Here is a 16,219-nt window from a genome sequence, read left to right as displayed (position 1 = left end):
CTGGCTACTGTCGCAGCAGACCGAGAACGCCGCAGGGCGATGCGAGCAACTCAGCCCGTGGCAAACGGCTTTGACCGAGGACGTTCATCCGTCCCACCCGTCTTCCTCAGGCTGAGAGATCGGAGTTTGTCATGCGCGAAACCATCACGACCGAGGGTGGCTACCTGTCCATTGAGACGGGCACCGCCAAGCCCGGTGCGACCACGATCGTCGAGAGGAAGGGGCTCGGTCACCCGGACACCCTGGCCGACCACCTCGCCGAGCGACTGTCCCGCGCGTACAGCCGCTACACCGTCGAGCGCTTCGGCTCGGTGCTGCACCACAACTTCGACAAGCTCGCCCTCCTCGGCGGTGCCAGCGAGGTCCGCTACGGCGCTGGCCGCATGACAGCCCCTGTGCGCGTCCTGGTCAACGGGCGGGCCGCGCCCATGTGCGGGGGCGAGAAGATCCCCGTCGAGGAGATCGTCGAGGCCGAGGTCGGGGCATTCTTCGCCGAGCGGCTCCCGGAGGTGTCGGAGCACCTCAACATCACCTTTAACATCACCAGCAACTCCAGCCCCGGAGCGGTCCTCACCGGTGACGCGGTGCCGGACCGCACCCGCTGGTTCAACCCCCGTTCCATCGACGACCTGCGTGAGCGCCGGGTCCGGCTGTCGAACGACACCTCCCTCGGAACCGGCTGGGCGCCGGAGAACCCCTTCGAGTCGTTCGTCCGCGAGCTGGTGGACCACTTCTCCGGGGAGAGCGACTTCACCCTCTCCCATGCCTGGTGCGGATCGGACGTGAAACTCATGGGCTACTGGGACGGTGAACAGGCGGACGTCGTCCTCTGCGTCCCGCAGAAGTCGCGGCTCGTCGCCAGCCGCGCGGAGTACGTGCGGAACACCGAGAGCGTCCTCGCCGAGTGCCACCGGATGGCCGGCCGCCGCCTGCCCGGAGCCGAGACGCGCTTCCGGCTCAACGCGCGCGACGTGCCGGAGAAGGACGAGCTGTACCTCACCTACACCGGCAGCTCGATCGAGTCCGGCGACGAGGGCGTCGTCGGCCGCGGCAACCGGGTCAACGGACTGATCACGCCACTGCGGCCGATGAACTTGGAGGGTGCCAACGGCAAGAACCCCGTCTACCACGTCGGCAAGCTCTACAACATCGCCGCCCAGCGCCTGGCCCAGCGGCTGTACGAGGCCACCGACGGGCACGCGGAGGTGCACCTCGTCAGCACCACCGGCCAGCGCCTCGACCAGCCGTGGCGGATCCTGGTCCGGCTGTCCTCCTCGGAGGTCGAGACTGACAAGGTCCAGGCCCTCGTCGCCGAATCCTTGGAGGGCTTCCCCGCCCTCACGGACGAGCTGGTCTCCGACGGGATCGTGCTGAGCTGATGGAGGAGCGGACGCTCGGCGAGGTCTCCGAGGAATGCCGACGGCGGCTGGTCACGCACTACGGTCCTGGAGTCTCCGGCTGGCTCGACGCCGTGCCCACCTTGATGGAGCGCGCGGCGGAGCGCTGGAAGCTCACGCTAGGGACTTACCACGACGCCGGACACGCCTCGGTGGTCGTCACGGCCGGAACCTTCGACGGGCGTCCGCTGCTTCTCAAGGCGTGGGCCGATCCCGCCCGGTTCCGCAACGAGGGCAACGCCCTACGCCTGTGGGCGGGCGGGCCAACGGCGGGCGTCGTCGAGGCGGCGGACGACCTGGCCGTGGCGGCCCTGGAGATGATCGGAGAGAGCCCCGGTGGCGATGAGCGACCGCCTCGCGAGCTTCCGACCGTGGCCGCCGCCCTCCAGGGCCTCCACACCTTCGGCCGCCGTCGGCGCCGGCCGCGTCACCTTCCGCTCCTGACCACGTACCTCGACCAGGAGGTACGCCCCAGGGTGCGGCGCCGACTGGAATCGGTCGACGCCAGCCCGTGGCAGGAGCACGTCGACGCGGCCGTCCCGGCCCTCGTGGCCCTGGAGGAGGACTCCGCTCGATCCACCGTCCTGCACGCGGACCTCTACCGAGAGAACGTCCTCTTCGACTGGCTGGGCCACCCCCGCCTGATCGATCCCCTGCCGATGGTGGGCGACGCAGCCTTCGACTGGGCCTTCTGGACCGTGTACTACGACCTCGGGCACGGCACGGACGCTCGCTTGGCCACAGCCGCCCGGATCTCCCGCATCCCCGTGCCCGTCCTGGCGCCATGGTGCAGGGCCCTGGCCCTGGACGGCCTGCTCTTCTACCTCGACACCGGTGATCCGCGCGCGCCGAGGATGGCCGACGTCCTCGCGTGGCTGTCGGCGCCGACCCCAAGGAACCGATCATGACGACCTACGTCCTCCGTCACGGACAGACGAACTACAGCCGGCGCTATCTCGTCAACGGCGATCCGACCAAGCCCATCCGCCTGAGCGAGGAAGGCCGCCGGTCGCTGAACAGAGGATGGAGCAGCGTCCCCCTCCACAGCGTGAAAACGTGGCTGGCCAGCGAATTCCCCCGCGCTCAGCAGACCGCCAACCTCCTGATGGGAGTCCCCGGGCCGGAACTGATCACCGATCCTCGGCTGAACGAACTCGACTACGGAGAATTCGAGGGAAACCCGTTCCTGGAATACGCCGTCTGGCTCGACGGGCACGGCGCCCACGAGCGCCCGCCCGACGGCAGCGAGTCGCAGCGCGAGGGCATCCGCAGGATGCTCACCGGGGTGCTCGCGGCCCTGGAGCACCCCGGACCCCGCGTCCTGGTGGCCCACGGCCTGCTGGTCTCCGTGCTTCTGTGGCACCGCGAACGGACTCCTGGCGGGGCCATGCCCCTCTTCTTCCCGGAAGCCCCGTACATCGAGCCGGTCGCCATCCCCGATGACGAGTTGCCGGTATTCGTCGGGGCCCTGATGAACGATCTTGAAACTGGCGTTCTCGATCACGCGGTCGGCTCTGGTGACAGGGAGGTAATGCGGATCGGCGAAGGGGCCGCGGTTGCTACCGTCGATCCCGTATCCCACCACTCGCCGGATCAGAAGGATCTTCCTCATGCATGATGCCCGCGCCCTGATTGAAATGGGTGCCGAAGCGGTTCGTCGGCTCGCTCGTCGCGGTTACTCCCTGGACCTGTCCGAGCTGGAGTCGCTCCAGACTCGTCGGAACCAGAACATCCGCTCGGCTGACGAGCTGCGGGCCGAGTCCAAGCGGGTGGCGAGTGAGGTTCAGCAGACGGCCAAGCAGGGCGGCGACATCAGCAAGCTGAAGGAGCGCGCCCGCGAGATCAAGGAGCAGGTCCGCGACATCGAAGCGGGGCAGGAAGAGATCGAGGCCCAGCTCCGTGATCTGCTCCTGAGCATCCCGAACCTGCCGGACGACTCGGCGCCTGATGGCGACTCCGAGGAGTTCGCCATCGAGATCCGGCGCATCGGCACGCCTCCCGCGTTTCCGTTCGAGCCGAAGGACCACGTCGATCTCGGAGAGGCCACCGGCATCCTCGACTTCGGCCGCGCGACCAAGCTGTCCGGCCCGCGCTTCGCGGTCTCCCGCGGCGCCGGCGCTGCTCTGGAGCGAGCCCTGGCCGCGCTCTTCCTCGACCTCCACACCCGCCGCCACGGGTACGTCGAGTACGCGGTCCCGTACCTGGTCACCCGCAAGACGATGACCGGCACCGGCCAGCTCCCGAAGTTCGAGGAGGACCTGTTCAAGACCGGCGTCGCCGACCGGGAGCTGTTCCTCATCCCGACGGCCGAGGTTCCGCTGACCAACCTCCACGCAGACGAAATCATCCCGCCCGCCGAGCTGCCGCTCGCGTTCACGGCGCACACTCCGTGCTTCCGGTCCGAGGCCGGCTCGTACGGCCGCGACACCCGCGGTCTCATCCGCCAGCACCAGTTCGCCAAGGTCGAGATGGTCAAGATCGTCGATCCGGAGACGGCGGACGCCGAGCTGGAGGAGATGGTCGGCCACGCCGAGGCGTGCCTCAAGGAGCTCGGCCTCGCCTACCGGGTCATCAAGCTGCCCGCCGGCGACACCGGCTTCTCCGCCCAGCTCACGTACGACCTCGAGGTCTGGATCCCGAGCCAGAACACGTACCGCGAGATCTCCTCGGTCTCCAACTTCGGAACCTTCCAGGCCCGCCGGGCGAACATCCGGACCCGCGGCGAGGACGGCAAGCCCAAGCTCGTCGCCACCCTCAACGGCTCCGGTCTGCCTGTCGGCCGCACCCTGGCCGCGCTCCTTGAGCAGTGCCAGCAGCAGGACGGCTCGATCGTCCTGCCCGAATCACTCTTCCCGTATCTCGGCTTCCGCCGTATCTCGGCGGACGGAACACCGGAGGCATAACGTGCTCGTCGGCGTCTGCGACTTCCCTGGTAGCCACGCCTTTCCACCCGCCGGATACGGCGGGATCGAACGATGGCTGTGGGCGGTCGCCGTAGGCGCCCGTGCCGCAGGCGCCGACGTACACCTCCTCGGGCCGGGCTGGCTCACGGACCTGGAGCACGACTGGGTCCGCAAGCCGGTCCGGCTCGAGGACATCTCCACCGGATCGCTCGCCGAGCGCGAGCTGCGCGACACGGGGTACGGCCTCCTGGTCGTCGGCCACGAGTACCCGTCGCTTCCCGCGTGGACGCGCACCTGGAACGAGCTGGACTGCGACGTCGCCACCTTCCAGCACTCGCCCGTCTTCCAGCACACCGCCACCGCCTTCGACGGCCAGCGCTCGCGGCTCTACTGCTACTCGCCCGAGATGATCGAACGGTACGCGGACCACCGGCCGATCCCTGAGCTCGCCGTCCATCTCGGCCTCGACGAGGAGGAGCCGCCGGCCACCGCGGGCACCGATCTCGTCTGGCTCGGCCGGATCGACGAGGAGAAGGCACCGCACATCGCCGTGCGGGCGGCCCAGATCCTCGGTCGCCGCATTCGGATCGTCGGCCCCGTCTTCGACGAGGCGTACGTGCGACGCCACGAACGGCTCTTCGGCGCCGACCACGTGAAGTGGATCGGCGAACTCGGCGGTCCCGCCAAGACCGCAGCCATCGCCGACGCCTCAGTCTTCGTCTACACGTACGCCCGCACGTACGTGGAAGCCGGTGCCGCGGTCTTCGGCGAATCCCTCCGCGCCGGCACTCCGATGGCCGCCCTGACCTGGCGCGAAGGAACCTGCGCCCACGCCGCCCTGTGCGACGAGACGGGCGCGGTCGCGGTCGTCGACCCCAGGGAGGAAGACGAGACCGCGGCACGGAGGCTCGCCGACGCGATCGAACAGGCGGAAAGCCTCGACCACCAGCGCGTCCAGGCGATCGGACTGCAGCGCTTCGACCCGGCGCGGCACTTCCAGGCGATGTCGGCCCGATCGTGCTGACCCGCGCCGCCGGCACCGTCGGAGACGACCTGGCCCAGCGGATACCCGACGTACTGAGCGCCGCGTTAGGCCCCCACTGGGAGTTCACCGCCGACGGCCCCCACATCGAGATTCTTCACCCGCACCGGGGAAGCCCCTACCAGCCGCCACGCAGATCACCCACGTGGAGGGAGATCCTCGACTCCCTGGAAGCCGGCTTCGCGCGGGACGGCGCCCCACGTGACGCCTGCCTCCCACTCCGATGGGGCAGGGAGACTGAACTGACGATCTCCGCCGTCCAGGCCCTGGACCCGGTCCTCAAGAACGGCCAACTGCGTACATATCGCAGCGGATTCATTCCGCAGCCGGTCGTCCGTTTCACCGGCCAAAGGGACGCGGACGGCCAGTTGATGGACGGCTTCCTAACCTCCTTCGTCAACGTCTCCCGAGTCCAACCCATAGTCGGGCTGGACGAGTACGGCGCCATCCTCGACGGCTGGCTGACCGTCCTCTCCCAACTCGGCTTTCATGCACGGCACCTGAGCATCTACGGAGCGCTCACCCCGTGGCGCCGACGGCAGGTCGAAGGCATCACACTGCGCTTCCGCCACCTGGACCTCACCCTTGGCGACATCGTCCTCCTGTGGAACACGGATCACCCGGACCGGATGGCCGTTGACCTCGGTACTGGGCTGGAACGCCTGGCCTGGGCGCGTACCAGGGCGAGCTGGCGCCCCCTGATCTTTGGGCGCTTCGCACAGATGGCGACACCACCGACGCTGGACGCCCTCCGTACCGCCACGCTCCTGCTCGGCAACGGGATCGCCCCAGCAGCTCGGGGTGCCGGCGGAATCACACGGCGCGTCATAGGCGCCATCGATCCCGAAGCCACCCGCCTCGGCGTCAGCGCCATGGTTCGAGCTGCCTACGACTACTGGTCGCTCTTCGACGCCTTGCGTGCTCCATGGCCGGAGATCGCTCGCATGATCGAGAGAAGCCCCAAAACCGAGCGAGAAGCGCAGGCCAGTCCTGCCGCTGAGGAGGCGTAGAAGACCGGGACGGCGAAGGCCAGGCGGAAGAAATACGCCGACAAAGTCACGGCACTCCGGGCGTGTGACTCATCATGCCTCGAGCAACAGAAAAGGCCAGGTCAGCTGGTATCTGACCTGGCCTTTCTCTGAGCCGCCTTCGGGATTCGAACCCGAGACCTACGCATTACGAGTGCGTTGCTCTGGCCAACTGAGCTAAGGCGGCACCGCCGGTAGACAAGTGTTCCCCTGGTGGGGTTCGCTCATCAGCAGCGGCGCCTAGTCTACAGGCTCGGACGGGGTGCCCCGAACCGGGTTGCGAGGCGGCCGCCGGGCGGGGGTGTTACGTGCACTTTTTGCCGTTCTGGGGCGGCTTGCCCTCCAGGAGGTACGTGTTGATCGTGTTGTCGATGCACGTGCTGCCGCGGCCGTACGCCGTGTGGCCGTCGCCGTCGTACGTGAGGAGGACGCCCGAGTCGAGCTGGCCCGCCAGGGCCTGCGCCCACTTGTACGGGGTCGCCGGGTCCCGGACGGTGCCGACGACCACGATCGGCGCGGCCCCCTTCGCGGTCAGCGGGCGGGCCTCCCCGGTGGCCTTGACCGGCCAGTACGTGCAGTTCAGCGCGGCCCAGGCCAGGCCCGCGCCGAACACCGGGGACGCCTTGCGGAACGAGGGGAGGGCGGCCTGGACGGCTTCGGGGCCGGAGAAGGAGGGCGGCTGGTCGAGGCAGTTCACGGCGGCGTTCGCGTACATCAGGTTCGCGTACCGGCCGTCGGGCTCGCGCTCGTAGTAGGTGTCGGCGAGGGCGAGGAGGCCCGAGCCATCGCCGTCCATCGCCGCGGCGATCGCCTCGCGCAGCTGCGGCCAGGCGCTCTCGTCGTACAGGGCGGCGATCACGCCGGTCGTGGCGAGGGACTCGCCGAGCGGGCGGGCCGGGTCACCGCTCGGCACCGGCTCGGCGTCGAGCGCGGTGAAGAACTCGCCGAGGCGGGCGGCGACCGCGTCCGGTCCGCCCTTGCCGAGCGGGCAGTCCGGCTGCTTCGCGCAGTCCCGGGCGAAGGAGCGGAAGGCGGTCTCGAAGCCGGCGGTCTGGTCGCGGTTCATGTCGATCGCCGAGCGGGAGGGGTCCATCGCCCCGTCCAGGACGAGCCGGCCGACCCGGCCGGGGAAGAGGTCCGCGTACGTGGCGCCGAGGAAGGTGCCGTACGAGGCCCCCACGTACGTCAGCTTCTCGTCGCCGAGGACCGCGCGCAGCATGTCCATGTCGCGGGCCGCGTCGACGGTGGAGACGTGCGGCAGGATGCGCTCCGAGCGCTCCCGGCAGGCGGCCGCGAACTCCTTGAAGGAGGCGACGAGGCGGGCGCGCTCCGCCTCGTCGTCGGGGGTCTGGTCCACCTGCGTGTACTTGTCCATGCCGGGGCCGGTCAGGCATTGGACGGGGCTGCTGCGGTCCACGCCGCGCGGGTCGAAGGACACCATGTCGTACTGGGCGCGCACGGACGCCGGGTAGCCGATGCCGGCGAAGGCCTGGAGGTAGCCGATACCGGAGCCGCCCGGCCCGCCGGGGTTGACGACCAGCGAGCCGAGGCGCTTGCCGGGGCCGGTGGCGGGGCGGCGGGCGACGGCGATGTCGACGTCCTGGCCGGACTCGGGGTGGTCGTAATCCAGCGGGGCCTTCATCGTGGCGCACTGGAATCCGGGGACACCGCAGTCGCGCCAGGCCGGCTTCTGCTCGTAGTACGGGCGCAGCGCGGCGGGCACGGCGGTCGGCTGCGGGGACGGCGTGGTGCCGCGGACCGCGGACGCGGAGGCGCGGGAGGCGGTCGAGCCGTCCGAGGTGCAGCCGGAGAGCAGCAGCCCGGCCGCCGCCAGGACGGTGCCGGTGGTGCGCAGGAGGCGACTGGTGTCCATCCTCGGAGCCTACGTGCTGGCGGGCGGCCCGGCCGGGTGAGCCTCGGGCGGCCGCCCGGACGGTGCCCGGCGTTCGTGCGCCGCGACCGGGCGGTTCGCTCGTACGGGTGAGGGGTCAACCGCGGTCGACTGCGGCGGGCCCGGCTCCGGCGGGCGGAGGGGCCCGCGGCTGTCAGCCCGCGCGTAGCGCCATCGTCATGGCCTCGACCGCGAGGAGCGGCGCCACGTTGCGGTCGAGGGCCTCGCGGCAGGCGCTGATCGCCTCGATCCGCCGCAGGGTGCGCTCGGGGCCGCCGGCCCGGGCGATCCGTTCGAGGTCGGGGCGCAGGTCCTCGTTGGCGATGGCGAGGGCGCTGCCGAGCTGGAGGGCGAGGACGTCGCGGTAGAAGCCGGTGAGGTCGGTCAGGGCGAGGTCGAGGCTGTCGCGCTGGGTGCGGGTGCGGCGGCGCTTCTGGCGGTCTTCCAGTTCCTTCATCACGCCGGCCGTGCCGCGCGGCAGCCGGCCGGAGGTGCCGGCTCCGGCGCCGAGGGCGGCCTTCAGCTCCTCGGTCTCCTTCGCGTCGACCTCCTCGGCGAGCTGCTTGGCGTCCTCGGCGGCGGCGTCGACGAGCTCCTGGGCGGCCTTCAGGCAGCCGCCGACGTCACCGACGCGCAGCGGCAGCTTCAGGACGGAGGCCCGCCGGGCGCGGGCCGACTGGTCCTGGGCGAGCCTGCGGGCGCGGTCGAGGTGCCCCTGGGTGGCCCGGGCGGCGAAGGCGGCCATGTCGGGCGGGATGCCGTCGCGCCGTACGAGCACGTCCGCGACGGCTGCGACCGGCGGGGTCCGCAGCGTCAGGTGCCGGCAGCGGGAGCGGATGGTGGGGAGCACGTCCTCCAGGGAGGGGGCGCAGAGCAGCCACACGGTCCGCGGAGCGGGCTCCTCCACGGCCTTCAGGAGGACGTTGGCGGCGCCCTCGGTCAGGCGGTCGGAGTCCTCCAGGACGATGACCTGCCAGCGGCCGACGGCCGGGGAGAGCTGGGCTCGGCGGACGAGGTCGCGGGTCTCCTTGACGCCGATGGACAGCAGGTCGGTCCGGACGATCTCCACGTCCGCGTGGGTGCCGACCATGGTGGTGTGGCAGCCGTCGCAGAAGCCGCAGCCGGGCTCGCCGCCGAGGGCCCGGTCGGGGCTGGTGCACTGGAGGGCGGCGGCGAAGGCGCGGGCTGCGGAGGCCCGGCCGGAGCCGGGCGGGCCGGTGAAGAGCCAGGCGTGGGTCATCTTGGACGCGGCGGGCGGCTCCTGCCCGGCTTCCACGGCCGTGACCAGGGCGTCGGCGTCACGGGCGGCCGCGGCAAGCTGCGCCTGCACCCGCTCCTGGCCCACCAGGTCGTCCCACACGGGCATCCCGCCCACCGCCTTCCACGTGCTCCTGTGCCATTCGCCCGGCTGTCGGTGACGGCCGTGCGGCCGTTTCCGGACCGGCGTGTGCGCCCTCCAGTGTGGCGCCCGCCGCCGACAGTCCCGGCCGTGCCCGGCTCCGGCCCGGGATCCCGGCCCGGAGCCGGGCCGGCGCATGGGCCAGGCGCCTTCACTGCCTGCCGTCCCCGCCCCGCTCAGCGGCGGCGCCGGCCGTCCTCGTCGTCGTCCCGGCGCGGGCCGAGCAGCTCGTCCGCAAGGGTCGGCAGGTCGTCGTCCTCGGGGGCGTCCTCCGCCCACGACGGGCGCCCTGCGCGCGGCCGGCCGGCCTCGTCGAGGAGCGGCAGCTCGCGGGTCGCGTCGTCGCCGGATTCCCGGAAGATGCCCGGCGGCACCCGGTCCGCCGGGTCGTGGTCGGGGCGCCGGGCCGTCGGCCGGACCGCCGAGTGAGCCTGCGGACGGGCCTCGTCCGCTCCGCGCCCGCCGGGCCGGGGCCCGTCCGGGCGTACGGGCGGCAGAACGGCCGTCTCGTCGGCCGGGCCGGACGCCGGCACGGGCGGCAGGACGGCGGTCTCCGCCGCCGGATCTACCCGGTCGGCGGCCCGGTCGGCGGCCCGGTCGGCGGAGCCCGCCGGGTCCGCCTTCGGCATCGGCACCGTCTGCGTCACGTCGTCCGGGCGGACGACCCGCTTGTCCACCGGCGGCCGGACCATGGGCGTCTCCACGGTCACCGCGTCGTCCGGGTGGGGCTCCTTGGTCATGGAGACCCGCGGGGCGGGTTCGGCGGGCGCGGCGGCAGCGGCCGCGGCGGCCTTGCGGGCGGCCTCCGCTGCGGCGGCGGTCGCCTGGGCCTCGGCCAGCCGGCGCGCCTCCTCGGCCTTCAGCAGCGCCTCCTCGGCGCGCCGCTGCTTCTCCCGGCGCCGCTCCTCGGCCTCGGCGCGCAGCCGGGCCTCCTCCTCCGCCTGGAGGCGCAGCCGCTCCTGCTCGGCGGCGCGGGCCTTCGCCTCGGCTTCGGCGCGGAGCCGCTCGGCCTCGGCGCGGGCGCGGGCTTCCTCTTCGGCGCGCAGCCGCTCCTCCTCGGCCTTGCGCGCGGCCTCCTCCTCGGCGATCCGGCGTGCCTCGGCGGCCTCGGCCTCGGCGCGGCGGCGGGCCTCTTCGGCCTCGCGGGCCCGGCGGGCCTCCTCCTCGGCGCGCAGCCGCTCCTCCTCGGCCTTGCGCGCGGCTTCCTCCTCCGCGCGGCGCCGGGCCTCCTCCAGCGCCTTGCGGCGCGCCTCGACCCGGGCGGCCGCCTCCGCCTCGGAGAGCGGGAGCATCCGGTCCAGGCGGTGGCGTACGACGGTGGCCACCGCCTCCGGGTCCTGCCCGGCGTCCACGACGAGGTAGCGGCCGGGGTCGGCCGCGGCGAGGGTGAGGAAGCCGGCCCGGACCCGCTGGTGGAACTCGGCGGGCTCGGACTCCAGCCGGTCGGGGGCCTCGGTGAACCGCTCGCGCGCGGTCTCCGGGGAGACGTCGAGCAGCACGGTCAGGTGGGGGACGAGCCCGTCGGTCGCCCAGCGCGAGATGCGGGCGATCTCGGTCGGGGACAGGTCGCGGCCGGCGCCCTGGTAGGCCACGGAGGAGTCGATGTAGCGGTCGCTGATGACGACGGCGCCGCGCTCCAAGGCGGGCCGGACCACCGTGTCGACGTGCTCGGCGCGGTCGGCGGCGTACAGCAGGGCCTCGGCCCGGTTCGACAGCCCCGCGGAGGAGACGTCGAGCAGGATGGAGCGCAGCCGCTTGCCGACGGGGGTGGCGCCAGGCTCGCGCGTCACGACGACCTCGTGGCCCTTGCTCCGTATCCACTCGGCGAGGGCCTGGACCTGGGTGGACTTGCCGGCGCCGTCGCCGCCTTCGAGGGCGATGAAGAAACCGGAGGCGGCCGGGGCCTGGAGGGGCTCCCCGCCGCGCAGCGCGTCACGCAGGTCGCGGCGCAGGGGTACGCCGCCCCGGTCGTCGGCCTTGGCGAGCACGATCACGGCGACCGGCAGGAGCAGCGCACCGGCGATCATCAGCGTGTAGGCAGCGCCGCCGTGCCGGAACACCAGGTCGCCGGCGGTGAGCCGGTGCGGGCCGATCCCGGCCGCCACGACGGGGGCGCAGAGCGCCCCGAGCCCGACCCCGACCCGTACGACGGCCTGCAGGTGCTCGGTGACGCGGCCGCGGCGGAGCTCCTCGGTCTCCAGGTCGAGCAGGGTGTGCCCGGTGTTCGCGGCGACGCCCGCGGCGGCGCCGGCGAGCAGCGACAGCAGCAGCACGGTCGCGGTGTCGGGCACCAGGCCGCTCAGCAGCAGTGCGGCGCCCGCGACCGCGGTGGCGAGGGCGAGCAGGCGGCGCCGGGACAGGGCGGGCAGCACCTTCCCGGCCTGGGTGGCGCGGATGCCGGCGGCGGTCCCGCCGAGGAGGGCGAGGACGAGCAGCGCGAAGGTGGCGGGGCCGCCTCCGAGGTCGTACGCGTGCAGCACGGCGACGGCGGCGGCGCCGGCGACTGCTCCGGCGACGGCAGCGCAGGCCAGGACGAACAGCGGGATGGAGCCGGTGCGCCCCTTGTCGGGCCGGTCCCCCGCCTTGGGGGCGCGCAGCCCCTCCAGCGGCGAGCGCGGGCGGGGCGTCCTGCCGTCGGGCAGGACCAGCGGGACGAGCAGCGACAGGGACGCGGCGAACAGTCCGGCGGCCACGTACGAGCCGAGGGCGGCCTGGTTCGCGGCGAGCCAGTCCACGCCGAGGCCGAGGGCCTTGCCGATCAGGGTGGCGGCGAGCAGCACGCCCGCGGCGGCGGGCATCGCGGCGAAGGAGGTGCGCAGGGTGAGCCGGCGCAGCGCGTCGAGGTGGTCGGGCAGCGGCCGTACGGCGGCGCCCTCGGGCGGCGCGGCGGGCAGCAGGCCGGGGGCGGCGCTGTCCTTGGCCAGGGTCCACAGCCGCTCGGCGGCGCCGGAGACGAAGACGGTGGCCAGCAGTGCGGTCAGCGCGTGCGCCGGGATCCAGTCGAGCCACAGCGGGGCGACGACGAACAGCCCGATCCGGACGCCGTCGGCAGCGATCATGGTCCAGCGGCGGTCGAGCTTGCCGCCGGGGGCGGTGAGCTTGGCGAGCGGGCCGAGCAGGACGGCGCCGAAGACCAGGGTCGCGGCGATGCGGACGCCGAAGACGGCGGCGACGGTCAGGGCCCAGCCGCGGTAGCCGCCGCCGAACGCCTCCTGGGAGACGGCTGTCTGGAAGGCCAGCAGCACCAGGACCAGCAGGGCGAGGGCGTCGCCGATGCCGCTCACGAGCTGGGCGCTCCACAGCCGCCGCAGCCTGGGTGTGCGCAGCAGGGCGCGCACCGCCCGCTCGCGGGAGTCCGCGGCGAGGGCTTCGTCGTAGGAGGGGTTCACGGGGGCGGTCACGCCAGTCGGCTGCTCGGCTCGCGTCATCCGCCCAGCCTATCCGCTGCGCCGGACGGCTGCGGAGGCCTGTGGACAACCCCGGCCGCCCCTCCCCCGCTCCCGCCCGGCCTCCCCCTGCACCACCCGGCACCGCCGGCACGGCAAAGGCCGCACGGGCCGGACGTGCGGCGGGGGCGGGTGCCCCGCGCTGACGCGCGGCGACGCCCCGCCCCCGCCGGATCCTGCCGTTCCGCCTACTCCTCGGCTGCCGCCGCGGCCGTCTTCTTCGCGGCCGCCGCCTTCGCGGTGGTCGCCTTCTTCGCCGCGGCCTTCTTCGCCGTCGTCGTCTTGGCCGCCGCCGTCTTCTTCGCGGCGGTCTTCTTCGCGGCCGTCGCCTTCTTCGCCGGGGCCTTCTTCACGGCGGCCTTCTTGGCCGTCTTCTTAGCCGGCCCCTTCGCCCGCTTCTCGGCGAGCAGCTCGTAGCCGCGCTCCGGCGTGATCGTCTCGACGTCGTCGTCGCGCCGCAGCGTCGCGTTCGTCTCGCCGTCCGTCACGTACGGGCCGAAGCGGCCGTCCTTGACGACGACGGGCCGCTCGCTGACCGGGTCGGTGCCCAGCTCCTTCAGCGGCGGCTTGGCCGCCGCCCGCCCGCGGACCTTCGGCTGGGCGTAGATCGCCAGCGCCTCGTCGCGCGTGATCGTGAAGAGCTGCTCCTCCGACTCCAGCGACCGCGAGTCCGTCCCCTTCTTCAGGTACGGGCCGTACCGGCCGTTCTGCGCGGTGATCTCGACGCCCTCGGCGTCGGTGCCCACGACGCGCGGCAGCGACATCAGCTTCAGCGCGTCGTCGAGGGTGACGGTGTCCAGGGACATCGACTTGAACAGCGAGGCGGTGCGCGGCTTGACCGCGTTCTTGCCGGTCTTGGGCGTGCCCTCGGGCAGGATCTCGGTCACGTACGGCCCGTACCGGCCGTCCTTGGCGACGATCTGGTTGCCGCTGACCGGGTCGGCGCCCAGCTGGAACTCGCCGCTCGGCCGGGCGAAGAGCTCCTCCGCGTACGCCACCGTCAGCTCGTCGGGGGCGAGGTCGTCGGGCACGTCGGCCCTCTGGTGGCCCTCGGCGTCCTTCTCGCCGCGCTCCACGTACGGCCCGTAGCGGCCGACGCGCAGCACGATGCCCTCGCCGACCGGGAAGGAGGAGATCTCGCGGGCGTCGATCGCGCCGAGGTCGGTGACGAGTTCCTTCAGGCCGCCGAGGTGGTCGCCGTCGGCCGGCACGATGCCCGAGGCCTCCTCGGAGCCGAAGTAGAAGCGCTTGAGCCACGGCACCGCCTGGGCCTCGCCGCGGGCGATGCGGTCGAGGTCGTCCTCCATCTTGGCGGTGAAGTCGTAGTCGACGAGCCGGCCGAAGTGCTTCTCCAGCAGGTTGACCACGGCGAACGACAGGAAGGACGGCACGAGGGCCGTGCCCTTCTTGAAGACGTAGCCGCGGTCGAGGATCGTGCCGATGATCGACGCGTACGTAGACGGGCGGCCGATCTCGCGCTCTTCGAGCTCCTTGACCAGCGAGGCCTCGGTGTAACGGGCCGGCGGCTTCGTGGCGTGGCCGTCCGCGGTGATCTCGTCGGCGGCGAGCGCGTCGCCCTCGGCGACCTGCGGCAGGCGCCGCTCGCGGTCGTCGAGCTCGGCGTTCGGGTCGTCCGCGCCCTCGACGTACGCCTTCATGAAGCCGTGGAAGGTGATGGTCTTGCCGGACGCGGTGAACTCGGCGTCCCGGCCGTCGCGTGCGGTGCCGCCGATCCTGACGGTGACGGAGTTGCCGGTCGCGTCCTTCATCTGGGAGGCGACGGTCCGCTTCCAGATCAGCTCGTAGAGCCGGAACTGGTCGCCGGTGAGACCGGTCTCGGCCGGCGTTCGGAAACGATCACCCGAGGGGCGGATCGCCTCGTGCGCCTCCTGCGCGTTCTTGACCTTGCCCGCGTAGACGCGCGCCTTCTCCGGCAGGTAGTCGGCGCCGTAGAGCTGCGTGACCTGCGCCCGGGCCGCGGCCACGGCGGTGTCGGACAGCGTCGTGGAGTCGGTTCGCATGTAGGTGATGAAGCCGTTCTCGTACAGCTTCTGCGCCACCTGCATGGTCGCCTTGGCTCCGAAGCCGAGCTTGCGCGAGGCCTCCTGCTGGAGCGTCGTCGTACGGAACGGGGCGTACGGGGAGCGGCGGTACGGCTTGGACTCGACCGAGCGGACGGTGAAGGAGCTGTCCGCGAGGGCGGCGGCCAGCGCGCGGGCGTTCGCCTCGTCGAGGTGCAGCACCTCGGCGTTCTTCAGCTGCCCGTTCGCACCGAAGTCGCGGCCCTGGGCGACGCGCTTGCCGTCGACGGTGTTCAGGCGGGCGGCGAGGGTGGACGGGTCGGAGGGGTCGCCGGGCCGGCCGGTGGAGAAGGTGCCGGTCAGATCCCAGTACTCGGCGGAGCGGAAGGCGATGCGCTCGCGCTCGCGCTCGACGACGAGGCGGGTGGCCACCGACTGCACGCGGCCCGCCGAGAGCTTCGGCATGACCTTCTTCCACAGCACCGGGGAGACCTCGTAGCCGTAGAGCCGGTCGAGGATGCGGCGGGTCTCCTGGGCGTCGACCATGCGCTGGTTCAGCTCGCGCGGGTTGGCGACGGCGTCGCGGATCGCGTCCTTGGTGATCTCGTGGAAGACCATCCGGTGGACGGGGACCTTGGGCTTGAGGACCTCCTGGAGGTGCCACGCGATGGCCTCGCCCTCGCGGTCCTCATCGGTGGCCAGGAAGAGCTCGTCGGATTCGGCCAGCAGCTCCTTGAGCTTCCTGACCTGGGCCTTCTTGTCGGCGTTGACGACGTAGATCGGCTGGAAGTCGTGCTCGACGTCCACGCCGAGGCGGCGCACCTCGCCCGTGTACTTCTCGGGTACCTCCGCGGCGCCGTTCGGGAGGTCGCGGATGTGCCCGACGCTCGCCTCGACGACGTATCCCGGGCCGAGGTAGCCCTTGATCGTCTTCGCCTTGGCAGGGGACTCGACGATGACGAGTCGGCGGCCGCCCTGTGCGGTCTCGCTAGTCGGGGACAACTTGGCTCTTCTCTCCGGTCGGCACTCGGTCGCAGTACGGCGACGCTGCGGAGTGTGACGGTACAACCCGCCCCCGTGTCAAACGGCACA

The 16,219-nt window shown here is 72.3% G+C and carries 10 protein-coding genes and 1 tRNA gene; 6 read left to right on the top strand and 5 right to left on the bottom strand.

Annotated features, from left to right (window positions below; genetic code table 11):
- Positions 1 to 131 precede the first annotated feature (131 nt).
- Genes ACZ462_RS25510 through ACZ462_RS25485 form a run of 6 tightly spaced genes read left to right on the top strand, consistent with a single transcriptional unit; the run spans position 132 to position 6,352 of the window.
- Positions 132 to 1,379, top strand: a complete 1,248-nt coding sequence (locus tag ACZ462_RS25510) for a methionine adenosyltransferase (RefSeq protein ID WP_467805544.1) — start codon at positions 132 to 134, stop codon at positions 1,377 to 1,379.
- The gene (locus ACZ462_RS25505) at positions 1,379 to 2,305 is read left to right on the top strand and encodes an aminoglycoside phosphotransferase family protein (protein WP_467805545.1); all 927 of its coding nucleotides are present in this window, start codon (positions 1,379 to 1,381) and stop codon (positions 2,303 to 2,305) included. The genes ACZ462_RS25510 and ACZ462_RS25505 overlap by 1 nt, the downstream gene beginning before the upstream one ends.
- On the top strand, positions 2,302 to 3,015 hold the full coding sequence (locus tag ACZ462_RS25500) for a histidine phosphatase family protein (RefSeq protein ID WP_467805546.1): 714 nt from the start codon (positions 2,302 to 2,304) through the stop codon (positions 3,013 to 3,015). The genes ACZ462_RS25505 and ACZ462_RS25500 overlap by 4 nt, the downstream gene beginning before the upstream one ends.
- A complete protein-coding gene (serS, locus tag ACZ462_RS25495; protein ID WP_467805548.1) occupies positions 3,008 to 4,300 on the top strand; it encodes a serine--tRNA ligase in 1,293 nt (430 codons plus the stop codon). Before ACZ462_RS25500 ends, serS begins: the two co-directional genes overlap by 8 nt.
- 1 nt (position 4,301) lies before the next feature.
- Entirely contained in the window at positions 4,302 to 5,324 is a 1,023-nt protein-coding gene (locus ACZ462_RS25490; RefSeq protein WP_467805550.1) for a glycosyltransferase, read from the top strand.
- Entirely contained in the window at positions 5,318 to 6,352 is a 1,035-nt protein-coding gene (locus ACZ462_RS25485; protein WP_467805551.1) for a hypothetical protein, read from the top strand. Before ACZ462_RS25490 ends, ACZ462_RS25485 begins: the two co-directional genes overlap by 7 nt.
- 131 nt (positions 6,353 to 6,483) lie before the next feature.
- Here the strand turns inward: ACZ462_RS25485 and ACZ462_RS25480 are convergent.
- The 5 genes from ACZ462_RS25480 to topA form a co-directional block, all read right to left on the bottom strand.
- Positions 6,484 to 6,557: transfer RNA gene (locus tag ACZ462_RS25480), tRNA-Thr, on the bottom strand.
- Between the two features lie 117 nt (positions 6,558 to 6,674).
- The gene (locus ACZ462_RS25475; protein ID WP_467805552.1) at positions 6,675 to 8,243 is read right to left on the bottom strand and encodes an alpha/beta hydrolase; all 1,569 of its coding nucleotides are present in this window, start codon (positions 8,241 to 8,243) and stop codon (positions 6,675 to 6,677) included.
- Positions 8,244 to 8,415: 172 nt separating this feature from the next.
- Complete coding sequence (locus ACZ462_RS25470; RefSeq protein WP_467805553.1) at positions 8,416 to 9,627, bottom strand: DNA polymerase III subunit delta'; 1,212 nt, start codon at positions 9,625 to 9,627, stop codon at positions 8,416 to 8,418.
- A gap of 209 nt (positions 9,628 to 9,836) precedes the next feature.
- On the bottom strand, positions 9,837 to 13,088 hold the full coding sequence (tmk, locus tag ACZ462_RS25465; RefSeq protein ID WP_467805555.1) for a dTMP kinase: 3,252 nt from the start codon (positions 13,086 to 13,088) through the stop codon (positions 9,837 to 9,839).
- 206 nt (positions 13,089 to 13,294) lie between these two features.
- Positions 13,295 to 16,129 carry a type I DNA topoisomerase gene (gene topA / locus ACZ462_RS25460; protein ID WP_467805556.1) on the bottom strand — a complete coding sequence of 945 codons (2,835 nt, stop codon included), beginning with the start codon at positions 16,127 to 16,129 and terminating at the stop codon, positions 13,295 to 13,297.
- Positions 16,130 to 16,219 lie beyond the last annotated feature (90 nt).

The organism is Streptomyces sp. NPDC031121 (assembly GCF_055570615.1).
This window is presented reverse-complemented; position numbering and strand designations above follow the sequence as displayed.